Source organism: Hymenobacter siberiensis (assembly GCF_018967865.2).
In the GTDB taxonomy this organism is placed as follows: Bacteria; Bacteroidota; Bacteroidia; order Cytophagales; family Hymenobacteraceae; genus Hymenobacter; species Hymenobacter siberiensis.
The window spans coordinates 3,201,278-3,213,655 of sequence record NZ_JAHLZY020000001.1 but is presented as its reverse complement, the minus strand read 5'-3'; the positions used below and the strand labels follow the sequence as shown (position 1 = coordinate 3,213,655).

Here is a 12,378-nt window from a genome sequence, read left to right as displayed (position 1 = left end):
CGTCATGCTGAGCGCAGCCGAAGCATCTCTACCGCTTCGTTGCAACGATTGGATTACTTGTGCGGTAGAGATGCTTCGACTGCGCTCAGCATGACGTTCTTTCACTCACCACTCACCACTCACCCATGCAAGCTCTCCAGCTCGATGCCATTAACCAGCCCGCCGTCCTTCGCGACGTGCCCATGCCCACGCCTGGCCCCGGCGAAATCCTGGTGAAACTATACGCCGCTGCCCTCAACCACCGCGACGTATTCATTCAGCAGGGCAAGTATGCCGGCATCAGGCTGCCCTGCACCCTGGGGGCCGATGGAGCCGGCGAAGTAGCCGCCCACGGCCCCGACGTGCCCGCCGATGCCCCGGCCGTGGGGACCCGTGTGCTCATCAACCCCGGTTTGCGCTGGGGTGATAACCCGCGCGTGCAGGCCAAAGATTTTGTGGTGCTCGGCATGCCCGACCCCGGCACGTTTGCCGAATACATTGCCCTACCCGCCCAGTGCATCCGGCCGCTGCCGGCGCACCTCAGCTTCGCGGAGGGCGCGGCCCTGCCGCTGGCCGGCCTCACGGCTTACCGGGCGGCCTTCACCCGCGCCCAGGTGCAGCCCGGCGAGCGCGTGCTGGTGACGGGCGTGGGCGGCGGCGTGGCCATTACGGCCGTGCAGCTGTGCGTGGCCCGCGGTGCCCAAGTGTGGGTAACGTCCAGCTCCGAAGAAAAAATAGACCGCGCCAAGGCGGAGGGGGCCAAAGGCGGTATCAGCTACAACGCCGAAAACTGGGTGAAAAGCCTCACCCAGCAGGCTGGCGGGGCGTTCGATGTCATCATCGACAGTGCCGGGGGGGATGCCTTTGGGGCCCTGCTCGACGCCGCCGCGCCGGGTGGCCGCATCGTGTTTTTTGGGGGCACGCTGGGCAATATCACAGATATTCCGCCCGCTAAGGTGTTCTGGAAACAGCTCAGCCTGCTGGGCTCCACGATGGGCACGGAGCAGGATTTTGAGGCCATGCTGGCCCTCGTAACCGAGAAAAAGATTGTGCCCGTGGTCGATGAGGTGTTCACCTTGGCTAATGGCGAAGTGGCCCTGCGCCACCTCGACGCGGGCGCGCAATTTGGTAAAGTAGTGCTGGAAATCGCCCAGGAATAGCGTTGAATAACTGTGCAAAGCGCCGCTGAAATCCCTTGCGTTTCAGCGGCGCTTTTGCTTGCGGGAAAAGCGGTATAATCCTGCTTTTTTGGAATGAAAACGACGTTTTTAGGGTTTGTAAAGTACGCTGTCAGACGACTTAAAAACAGCAGTTTGTTGCCATGAAATCCGCCGCCGAATACCTCGAAAACCAAATGTTTGAAGCCCGCCGCCCGCGCCGCGAATTGCAGCCCGTGGTAGCCTATTCGGCCGCCCTGCAAGCCATTGAGCAGGCCGTGGCCGATGCCGAGAAATACCGCTACCTGCTGATGCGCGCCCTGCGTCACCACGACCTCGATACGGCCATAGTGCCGGCAGTGGCTTCCGCCGCCCCATCCTTCTTCGCCGATGAAGCCACGGTGCTGCCACTCTACCCCGGCCAGAAGCGCATGGCCGCCTAACCTCACGGCAATCCTTATTCAAAGCCCCCGAAATGTTGTTTCGAGGGGCTTTTTTATTGCGCCATATGCGCCGCCAGCGCCGCCGCCTGCTGCCGCAACTCCGGCACGGCCGTCGATTCAAAATAAGCCGGCCGGCGGCTGGGCCCGAGCGTGAACAGGCTCGGCGAAGCCCCGCCATCAGCCCCCAGCAGAGCACCGTGGGCATCGGTGAGCAGGCCCAGGTGCAACGGGTCGGGGGTGAGGTCGCCGGCCGTGCGCAGGCTCACCACCAGCGGGTCGGTGATGCGGGCGTAGTTCAGCAGTGGACCCGCGCAACTGATGACGTGGTCGGCGGTGCGCCAGCAGGTATTGAGGCCATGCGTTCGCATGCCCACGCGCAGCTGCTGGCCGTGCGGCAGTATTTCGCGCACCGTGCCAATGTGCAGCTGCACCAGCCCGGCAGCCGTGAGGGCGGCCACCGCCTCCGCATTCCGGGGCGGACTGCGGTGCCGCGCCACGGCCCAAAAACTTGCCAGGTGCTGCAAAAACCGGCGCTGCTCTGCCAGCGGCCACGCGGCCCAGATACGGCCTAAATCGGGCCGGAGTGAATCCAGCACCGGCCGCCAGTCGAGGCCCTGCGCGGCGGCAGCTTTCAGGTGCCGCTTATACACGGCCACTACGCCCGTCACGGTGGTTTCGGGGGCCAGCTCGGGGTAGAAGGTGGGATAGGCGGCCGTGACCGGGCCGTGGGCCGAGGGCCAGCGGCCGTGCCGGGCCACCACGGTGATGGGGGCGCGGTGGCCATCCTGGCGCAGGGCCAGCAGCACATCTACCGCCGTCAGGCCTGAGCCAATGAGCAGCACGTCCTCATCGGGGCCGATGCGGCGCAGGTTGCCCACGGCCCACGGGTCGGCGTGGTAGCCGGGGTGGTGCAGGTAGCACTGGTCGGGGCCGGTGGGCGGCGGCGGCGGGAAGTTGCCCAGTGCCAGCACCACCGCATCACTGCGGATTGTGGTGCCGTCGGCCAGGTGCACGGCGCGGCGGCCATCGGGGAGGAGCGGGGCGGCCACGGCGCGGGTGTGGTGCCAGTGCACGGCCGCCGTGGCCAATTCCTTCGCCAGCTCATCGCGCAGGTAGCGGCCATAAGCGGCGCGGGAGGCAAACTCGGGAACACCGGCGGCGCTTTCGGGCTGGGTTTTCAGCCAGTCGGCAAAGTGATTTGGTTCGTCCGGGTACAGGCTTAGGCCGCCGGAGCGCACGTTGAGCAGGTATTCGGGGCGGCGGGCGGTGTAGGCCAGGCCGGGGCCGGGCACCTCGCGCGGCTCGATAATATGGATTTCGGCCGCTGCCAATGCCGGCTGCCGCCGCAGCTGCAGCACCAGCGCCGTGCCCGCGAAGCCGCCGCCCACAACGGTAATAACGGGACGAGCAAGTTTGGGCACGGGCGGTAAGGAATTAAACTGAGGAGAACAAAAAGAACCGTCATGCTTCGGCTGCGTTCAGCATGACGTTCTCAAAAAAAAGTCCGCGCTACATGTATCGCCCAGGCACGAGGTAATTCTGCACGTAATCGGCAATACCGTCTTCCAGGCGCGTAAACGGCTGGTCGTAGCCGATGCTCTGGAGCTTGCTCATGTCGGCCTCGGTGAAGTACTGGTATTTGTCGCGGATATCCTCCGGCGTGTCCCGGAACTGGATATCGGCCGTGCGGCCCAGGGCGTTAAAGGTATTCAGGGCCAAATCCAGGAAGGTGCGGGCCTGGCCGCTGCCCAGGTTGTAGATGCCGGAGTGCAAGCGGTGGTTCAGCAGGAAAAAGCACACTTCCACCACGTCCTTCACGTACACGAAATCGCGCATCTGGCCGCCGTCGGTGTAGTCGGGGTTGTGCGATTTGAACAGCATCATCGAGCCCGACTGCTGAATCTGATGGAAGGCGTGCAGAATGACCGAGGCCATACGGCCCTTGTGGTACTCGTTGGGGCCGTACACGTTGAAAAACTTCAGACCCGCCCAGAAATATGGCTTTTCTTCCTGTGCCAACGCCCAGTTGTCGAAGTCGTTTTTCGAGTCGCCGTAGGGGTTCAGCGGACGGTAGAGGGGGAACAGCGCTTCATCCTTATCGGTGTAGCCGAGGATGCCATCGCCGTAGGTGGCGGCCGACGAAGCATACACCAGCGGCAAGTTATACTTCACGCAGGCCAGCCACATCTGTTTGGAATAGTTCAGGTTGAGCACGTCGAACACGGCCGGGTCCATCTCGGCGGTATCGGTGCGGGCTCCGAGGTGGAAAATGAATTCTACCTGCTCGTGATTGGCATCGAGCCAGTCGAAAAACGTTTCGCGGTCCACGTATTCGCGCAGCTTTTTGCCTTCGATGTTGGGCAGCTTCTTTGCGATGGAAAAATTATCCACCACAACGATGTCGTTGAAATTGGCGGCGTTGAGGCGGGAAACTAGGCAGCTGGCGATGAAGCCGGCCGCGCCGGTGACTACTATCATGGGAGCGGAAATTGAAGCGAGGTGGGCAAAGGTATACCGGCGCGCGGGGCCGTGGGGCTCCCCGCCTACCTTTGCGCTATGCGTGTTCTGTTGCTGCTTTTACCCCTGGCCCTGCTGCTGGGTTGCCAATCCGAGGCCGGAAAAACGGGCACCGTGCAAGTGCACGACGGCCTGGGCCGCGCCCTCACCCTGCCTGCCCACCCGCGCCGCGTGCTGGCCCTGGCCCCCAGCATGACCGAAATCCTGTTCGCCGTGGCCGATACCGCCACCATCGTGGGCCGCGTGCCGCAGGATGATTTCCCCGCCGCCGTCTACCGCAAGCCCGTGGTGAACAACTACCCGCTCGATATGGAAAAGCTGGTGCTGCTGAAGCCCGACGTGGTTTTCACCGTCGAAGGCATTACCTCCGTCGATGATGCCAAACGCCTCCAGGACCTGGGCATTCCGGTCTATTTCCAGCGCTATCGTACGGTTGAGGACGTATTCAAGGGCATTGATGAAGTGGGCCGGCTGCTGGGCCGCGAAGTGCAGAGCAAGCATCTCACGGATTCGCTTCGGCAGCAGCTCGCGCAGCTCAGCCACTCCGGTACGCAGCCGCTCCGTCAGTCGCCCAAAGTGCTGGCCATTACCTGGCCCGACCCCATTTACAGCTACGGCCAGAACACGCTCTTCACCGATGAGATTCGCCTGGCCGGCGGCCAGAATGCCGTCACCGAAACCTTCCCGCAGCCCTACCCGGCCCTCACCCGCGAGTACGTGCTCAAGCTGAACCCCGACGTGCTGCTCGGCGGCAGCTTCGGGAAGCTGGACAGCACCTTTTTCAAAAACTACCCCGAGCTCAAGCGCATCAATGCCTACCAGAACCGGCGGGTGTATGCCATCACCGGCAACCTGCTGGAGCGGCCGGGCCCCCGGGTGCTAGAGTCGGTGCGCGAGCTGCTTGGATTAATTAAAAATTGAGAATTAAAAAGTAAAAATGGTCGGCCGACCAACGCGCTATGTCACTCATTTTTAGTTTTTAACTATTAATTTTTAATTGAAATCCTCCCACCCCCTGCTCTGGCTATCTCTAGGTTTGGTCCTGATGCTGGCCCTGCTGGTGCTGGGCTTGCGTGTGGGCAGCTACGATACCTCGTATGCTTTCATTCTGAAGACTTTCCAGCACTACAACCCCGCCGACCCGGCCCAACTGGTGCTGGTGCAGCTGCGGCTGCCGCGCCTGCTGCTGGCGCTGCTGGCCGGCGCCAGCCTAGCCGTGAGCGGCTACCTCCTCCAAACCCTGGTTACCAATCCGCTGGCCGACCCCTACCTGCTGGGTACGGCCTCGGGGGCTTCGCTGGGGGCCATTGCGACGTATGTGCTGGTGCCTTCGCTCACATTTATGGGCGTGTATTTGCCGCCGCTGGCCGCACTGGCCGGGGCGTTTGGGGCCACGCTGCTGGTGGTGGCGCTGGGCACCCGGCGCGGCAAGATTCTGCCGGCCCCGCTGCTGCTGGCGGGCGTGGCCGTGGGGGCGCTGGCGGCGGCGCTGGGCAGCCTGCTCACCTTCCTGGCCTCGCCCGAGGGCAGCTTGCGGAGCGTGGTGTTTTGGGCCTTTGGCAGCTTCGAGCGGGCAGGGTGGGAGGTATTGCCGTATCCGGCGGCGGCGCTGGGCATCAGCCTGTTGCTGCTGGTCTTCCTGCAAAAAGACCTCAACCTGCTGCTGCTGGGCGAGGAGCGCGCCGCCGCCCTGGGCCTGCCCGTGGCCCGGCGGCGCTGGCTGCTGGTGCTGCTGGCGGCCGGCCTCACGGGCGGGGTGGTGGCGCTGTGCGGGCCGGTGGGCTTTGTGGGCCTGCTCGTGCCGCATCTCACGCGGGGGCTGCTGGGCACCACGGGCCGCTACAATCTGGTGGTGTGCGCGGTGCTGGGCGGAGCCTTTTTGCTGGCCTGCGACCTGCTGGCCCGGTTGCTCTACCCACCGGCCGGGCTGCCGGTGGGCTTGGTCACGGCCCTGTTCGGGGTACCCTTCTTCGTATATTTGCTGCGAAGAAAGGGACTTGGGAACTTGGGAACTTAGGGACTTGGGAGCTTCGGGGCTTCGGGATTTGGTTTTGGAATAGCAGGCTCAATCATTAGCCGATTATCTCATCTAAGCCCCGTCGCTCCAAGCCCCCTGGTTCTCAGGCTTCCAGGTCCCCAGGTCCCCAAGTCCCTAAGTCCCTAAAATGATATATATCAGCCGCCAGGAACATTTCAACGCCGCCCACAAGCTCAACAACCCCAAATGGAGCGAGGAGCGCAACCGCGAAGTGTTCGGCCCCTGTGCCAATACCAATTGGCACGGCCACAACTACGACCTCATCGTGACGGTGAAGGGCGAGCCCGACCCCGAAACCGGCTTCGTGGTCGATTTGAAAGCCTTGTCCGACCTGCTGCGCATCCACATCACCGACCAGGTCGACCACAAAAACCTCAACCTCGACGTGCCCTTCATGGCCGGCCAGATGGCCAGCACCGAGAATCTGGCCATTGCCTTCTGGCAAATTATCGAGCGCGAGCTGCCCGCCATCACCTCGGCCCGTCTGCACTGCGTAAAACTTTACGAAACGCCGCGCAACTTCGTGGAATACTACGGGGCTTAATTATAAATTTTGAATTATGAATTATAAATTATGAAGTGCTGATTTTCAGAAGAATAAACCCGGCTCAATTCATAATTCATAATTCATAATTTATAATTCCAACAAATGAAATACTACTTGATAGCCGGCGAACGGTCGGGCGATTTTCATGCTGCCAACCTCATGCACGAGCTGCGCCAGCAGGATGCCGAGGCTCAGTTCCGCTACTGGGGCGGCGACATGATGCAGGCCGAAGGCGGCGAGCTCGTACGCCACTACCAGGACCTGGCCATTATGGGCTTCCTGGAAGCGGCTACCAGCATTCTCAAGTTTCGCGGCTACCTCAAGCAGTGCCAGCAGGACTTGCTGGTATATAAGCCCGATGTCCTGATTCTGGTGGACTACGCCGGTTTCAACCTGCGCATGGCCAAAATTGCCAAAGACAAGGGCATCAAGGTGTTCTACTACATCTCGCCCAAAATATGGGCCTGGAACCAGGGCCGCGTCGAGCAGGTGAAGGCCCGGGTAGACAAGATGTTCGTCATTCTGCCCTTCGAAACAGAGTTTTACCAGAAATTCAACTACCTCGTCGACTACCCCGGTAATCCCACGGCCGATGCCGTGGCCGAGTTTCAGCCCACCACCGACTTCTACGAGCGCAACCGCCTGGAGCCCGACAAGCCCATTATTGCCGTGCTGCCGGGCTCGCGCAAGCAGGAAATCGAGGAGATGCTGCACGAGATGATTGCCATTCTGCCGGGTTTTCAGGAGTATCAGTTCGTGGTGGCCGGCGTCACCAACCTCGACGCTAACTACTACAAGCATTTCCATCGCAACGGCATCCGGTTCGTATTCGACCAAACCTTCGACCTGCTCAGCCACGCCACGGCGGCCCTCGTCACCAGCGGCACGGCCACGCTCGAAACCGCCCTCTTCGATGTGCCCCAGATTGTGTGCTACCGCACCAGCTCGCTGAGCTATGCCATCGGCAAGATGGTTATCAAGGTGCCCTACATTTCGCTGGTGAACCTCATTGCCGGCCGTGAGGTGGTGCGCGAGCTGATTCAGGGCGATTTCACGGCCCGCAACCTGCTCGATGAGCTGCGCACGCTGCTCACCGACGCCCCCTACTTGGCCCGCATGAAAGCCGGCTACGCCGAGCTGCGCGAAAAGCTGGGCCAGCACCAGGCCGCCAAAAAAACCGCCGAGCTGATGGTGGGCTACCTGCGCGGCAACTAGCAAACCGCCGAGCTGTTGGCAGCTGACTAAACAAAAAAGCTTCTGGTATTTCCAGAGGCTTTTTTTGCGTTTGGTTGATGCAGGTGGAAGTTCTAGGATTGAACATCGTCACTTCGAGGAGGAATTGCATACTAAATCAATCGGTTAGCTGATTGATTTTCTCATTGAGTAGGGGTAATTCCTTAGATTTACTCCATTCATACCAACCCCTCTTTTAATGAAACAACATTACTTTAGCTGGCCGAATACCCAACGGCTCGCAACTGCTGCCGCTGGTAGTGGCCGGATAGGTACCCTGCTGCTGGCCCTGGGCCTCACCCTGGGGGCTCAGGCCCAACAGGTTACTCCCCAGTTTTTTCAGGCCGATGCCGAAGCCCGCAGCGCGGCGGCAGCCTCGCCACTGTCGGCGGCTCTGTTCCACTCGCAGCCCATTACGCTGGACGTGAACGGCCTGCGGGCGGCCCTGGCCACGGCCCCGCTCGAAACCCGCCCCGATGCCGCCCCGCTGGTGCTGGCGTTGCCGCTGCCCAACGGCAGCACCGGTCGTTTCGCGCTGCGCGAAGCCCCCATCATGGCCCCCGCGCTGGCCGCGCAGTTCCCGGCCATCAAGACCTACGCCGGCGTGGGCCTGGATGATGCCTCCGCCTCGCTGCGCCTCGACTTGTCGCCCCAGGGCTTTCATGCCCAGGTGCTGACCGGAGCCGGCAAAAGCTTCTACATCGACCCCGTTACCCGGACCGATACCCGGCACTATCTCGCTTTCTACAAGACGGATATGAACCGGAATGCCGCCGCCGCGGGTCCTATTCCCAGCTGCGATTTTCAGCCAACTCCCGCCGATAAGCAAGCGGCTGCCACTCGCCTGGCCGGGGCTGCTGCGGGCAATGGTGCCACGGCATTTTCTACCGGTCCGCAGCTGCGCACCTACCGCCTGGCCCTGGCCAACACGCCCGAATATGCGCTTACAAAGGGCAATACTACCGCCGGCGTAATTGCCGGCGAAGTAGCCACCGTGAACCGCGTGGTGGGCGTGTATGAGAAGGAGTTGGCGGTACGCATGGTACTGGTGGCCAACAACAGTCAGCTGGTATTTCTGAGCGGTACCGGCACGCAGCCGCCCACGGCCTACACGAATAACAGCGGCAGCGCCATGCTGTCGCAAAACCAGTCCAACGTTGATGCCATCATTGGCAATGCCAACTACGACATCGGCCACGTTGTGAGCACCGGTGGCGGTGGCGTAGCCGGGCTGGGGGTGGTGTGCGGCGCTCGCAAGGCGCAGGGCGTCACGGGTTCGCCCAGCCCCGTGGGCGATGCCTTCGATATCGACTACGTAGCCCACGAAATGGGCCACCAGTTTTCTGGCAACCACCCCTTCAACGGCAACGCGGGCAGCTGCGCCGGCGGCAACCGCAACGCCACCACGGCCTGGGAGCCCGGTTCGGGTACGACCATCATGGCGTATGCCGGCATCTGCACCACAACCAACAACCTGCAGCCCAACTCAGACCCCACTTTCCACACGGGTAATTACCAGGAGATGCGCGTCTTTATTGATGGCACGACGTGCAGCACCACCACGGCTACCGGCAACACCGCGCCTACGGTGACGGCCCCGGCCGGCGGCAAAACCCTGCCCATTGGCACGCCTTTCAAACTGACGGCCACGGCCACCGACGCCGAAAACGATGCCCTGACCTACCTGTGGGAAGAGTTGGACCTCGGTGCCCAGCAGGCGCCCAACGATGCCCAGGTAGCCGCCCAGAACGTGCCCCTGTTTCGCTCCTTCGTGCCCCTCACCAGTGGTACCCGCTACTTCCCGCGCCTGACCGACCTGCTGAACAACAACACCGTCATCGGCGAGCGCTTGCCCACCGTGACGCGCACGCTGGCATTCCGCTGCACGGTCCGCGACGAGCACAGCGGCCCCGCCGGGGTTATCGGCGGCGTCAACTACAGCTCGCTGGTGAGCCTGAGCGTGAGCAGCACCGCCGGCCCCTTCGTAGTGCAGGCCCCCAACACGGCCGTAACCTGGACGGGCGGCGCGGCCCAAACCGTAACCTGGGATGTGGCCGGCACCACCAATGCCCCCGTTAGCTGCGCCACGGTAAACATCCGCCTGAGCCTCGATGGCGGCCTGACCTATCCAACCGTACTGGCCGCCGCCGTGCCCAACAACGGTTCGGCCATCGTAATTGCCCCAAGCCCAACGGCTGACCAGACGCAGGCACGCATCATGGTAGAAGCCGCCGATAACTACTTCTTCGATATCTCGAACACCAACTTCACCATCACCACGCCAGCTCTCGGCCCCACTATTTCCAGCTTTACGCCCACCGGCGGCCTGGCTGGCACGGTGGTAACGGTGTTGGGCTCGAACTACACCGGCGTTACGGCCGTGGCCTTCAATGGCACGGCCGCCGCTAGCTTCACGGTGGTTTCGGCTACGCAGCTCACGGCTATCGTGGCCGCCGGCACCACCACCGGCCCCATCACCATCACGGCCCCAACGGGCACGGCTACTTCGGCTACGCCGTTTGTGGTAGGCGCGCCGCCCGTTGTCATCAGCTTCACGCCCACTACCGGCGCGGTGGGCACGGTAGTCACCATCACCGGCACCGATTTCACGCTGGCTTCGCAGGTGCGATTCAACACCACCAGCGCAACGGCATTCACGGTGGTGTCGAGCACCCAGATTACGGCCACCGTGCCAGCAGGTGCTACCACCGGCCCCATTGCCGTGACGACGCCCGTTGGCACCGGCGTTTCAACTACCAGCTTCGTCGTAATTCCGGCGCCGGTTATTACCTCCTTCACGCCCACCAACGGCGTCGCGGGTACCGTGGTGGTTATCACGGGCCTCAACTTCACCGGCGCTACGCAGGTAACCTTCAACGGCACGGTAGCCCCCACCTTCACGGTGACGTCGGCTACCCAGATTTCGGTGACTGCGCCGGCTGGCGTCACCACTGGCTTCATCGCGGTTACGGCCCTGGGCGGCACGGGTACTTCCACCACGGCTTTCACGGTGCCTCCGGTTAACGATGCCTGCGCCAACGCCATTGCCCTGACCTGCGGCCAGTCCGTTACCGGCACCACCGTCGGCTCTACGGCCACCGGCGACCCCACGGGCAATTGCACCGCCATCAGTGTAGATGGTGCGGGCATATTCTACAGCATCGTGGGCACGGGTGCCAGTATCTCGGTATCGACCTGCAATGCTGCGACCAATTTCGATTCCAAGCTGTTTGTGTACTCGGGTACTTGTGGAGCCTACACCTGCGTGGGTGCCAATGATGACGCTGCTAACTGCGCCGCCAGCTCGCTGGCCTCGACAGTAACGTTTAACTCCGCCTTTGGTACCACTTACTACGTGTTTGTGAGCGGCTACCGGGGTTCGGGGACAATTGCTGCGGGCAACTTCGTGCTCAGCACTACCTGCGTTACGCCGCCGCCCACCCCCACGCTCGTCAGCCTCGCACCCAATACCGGCCCCATTGCCTCCGGCGTGGTGCTGACCGGTACCAACTTCACCGCCGTTACGCGCGTGACGTTCAATGGCGTAGCCACGGCCAGTGTTGGCATCATTGATGCCCAGACCATTGCCGTGACCGTGCCCAACGGCGCCACTACCGGCAACGTAGTCGTGTACGCTGGCAATGGCATTGCCAGCAACGGCCTGCTGTTCACGGTAACCACCCCCGTGCCCACCATCAGCCGGATTGCACCGCCCAGCGGCCCCATCGGCACCACGGTTACCCTCACGGGTAGCGGCTTCGGCGGTGCCACCAGCGTTACCTTCAATGGGGTTGCGGCCACCACGTTCAACGTGACCAGCGCCACCAGCATGACGGTCGTAGTGCCTGCCACCGCCACCACCGGCAACGTCATCGTGACCACCGGCGGCGGGGCCAGCAACGGCATCCTGTTCACGGTAGTGCCGCCGGCTCCTACCATTGCCAGCATGACGCCCTCCACCGGGGCCGTAGGTACTTACGTTACCATCACCGGTACCAACCTGTTGGGTACTACCTCAATCACCCTGAATGGCGTAGTTATCCCCACTTTCACCGTCGTGAACGGTACCACCATCACCTTCTTCGTGCCCGCCGGTGCCACCACCGGCAACGTAGTCGTGACCACGGCCGGCGGCCCTAGCGCCACCACCAACGTCTACACCGTGACCATTGGCCTGGCTACCGCCAAAGTCAACCAGAGCGAGTTCAGCGTGTGGCCCAACCCGGTAGCCGGTAAATTCACCCTGCACGTTGCCCTCACGGCCCCGGCCGCCAAGGCCAGCGCCACCCTGCGCAACGTGCTGGGCCAACTCGTAGCAACTCGCACCTTCAGCGGCAGCACCACCGAGCTGTCCACCATCGGCCTGGCCACCGGCACGTACCTGCTCACGGTGCAAACGGAAGGTAGCGCCCCCAGCATCCAGCGCGTGGTAGTGGAGTAGTAGAAGTTGATTGGAAAATTTCC

The 12,378-nt window shown here is 62.4% G+C and carries 9 protein-coding genes; 7 read left to right on the top strand and 2 right to left on the bottom strand.

Going from position 1 to position 12,378, the window contains the following annotated elements:
* Positions 1-125: 125 nt before the first annotated feature.
* On the top strand, positions 126-1,139 hold the full coding sequence (locus KQ659_RS14335; RefSeq protein WP_216680436.1) for a zinc-binding dehydrogenase: 1,014 nt from the start codon (positions 126-128) through the stop codon (positions 1,137-1,139).
* 161 nt (positions 1,140-1,300) lie between these two features.
* Positions 1,301-1,579 (top strand): hypothetical protein, encoded by a 279-nt coding sequence (locus KQ659_RS14330; RefSeq protein WP_216680437.1) that lies wholly within the window; start codon positions 1,301-1,303, stop codon positions 1,577-1,579.
* 53 nt (positions 1,580-1,632) lie between these two features.
* On the opposite strand, the gene KQ659_RS14325 is transcribed toward KQ659_RS14330, so the two are convergent.
* Positions 1,633-3,000 carry an FAD/NAD(P)-binding protein gene (locus tag KQ659_RS14325; protein WP_216686301.1) on the bottom strand — a complete coding sequence of 456 codons (1,368 nt, stop codon included), beginning with the start codon at positions 2,998-3,000 and terminating at the stop codon, positions 1,633-1,635.
* A gap of 88 nt (positions 3,001-3,088) precedes the next feature.
* A complete protein-coding gene (gene rfaD / locus KQ659_RS14320) occupies positions 3,089-4,057 on the bottom strand; it encodes an ADP-glyceromanno-heptose 6-epimerase (protein ID WP_216680439.1) in 969 nt (322 codons plus the stop codon).
* 78 nt (positions 4,058-4,135) lie between these two features.
* On the opposite strand from rfaD, the gene KQ659_RS14315 reads away from it, so the two are divergent.
* The 5 genes from KQ659_RS14315 (at position 4,136) to KQ659_RS14295 (ending at position 12,355) form a co-directional block, all read left to right on the top strand.
* Positions 4,136-5,017, top strand: a complete 882-nt coding sequence (locus tag KQ659_RS14315; RefSeq protein ID WP_216680440.1) for an ABC transporter substrate-binding protein — start codon at positions 4,136-4,138, stop codon at positions 5,015-5,017.
* Between the two features lie 76 nt (positions 5,018-5,093).
* Entirely contained in the window at positions 5,094-6,113 is a 1,020-nt protein-coding gene (locus KQ659_RS14310; RefSeq protein WP_226915791.1) for a FecCD family ABC transporter permease, read from the top strand.
* Positions 6,114-6,261: 148 nt separating this feature from the next.
* Complete coding sequence (locus tag KQ659_RS14305; RefSeq protein ID WP_216680441.1) at positions 6,262-6,678, top strand: 6-pyruvoyl trahydropterin synthase family protein; 417 nt, start codon at positions 6,262-6,264, stop codon at positions 6,676-6,678.
* 105 nt (positions 6,679-6,783) lie between these two features.
* Complete coding sequence (gene lpxB / locus KQ659_RS14300; RefSeq protein ID WP_216680442.1) at positions 6,784-7,896, top strand: lipid-A-disaccharide synthase; 1,113 nt, start codon at positions 6,784-6,786, stop codon at positions 7,894-7,896.
* A gap of 217 nt (positions 7,897-8,113) precedes the next feature.
* Positions 8,114-12,355 carry an IPT/TIG domain-containing protein gene (locus KQ659_RS14295; protein WP_216688357.1) on the top strand — a complete coding sequence of 1,414 codons (4,242 nt, stop codon included), beginning with the start codon at positions 8,114-8,116 and terminating at the stop codon, positions 12,353-12,355.
* Positions 12,356-12,378 lie beyond the last annotated feature (23 nt).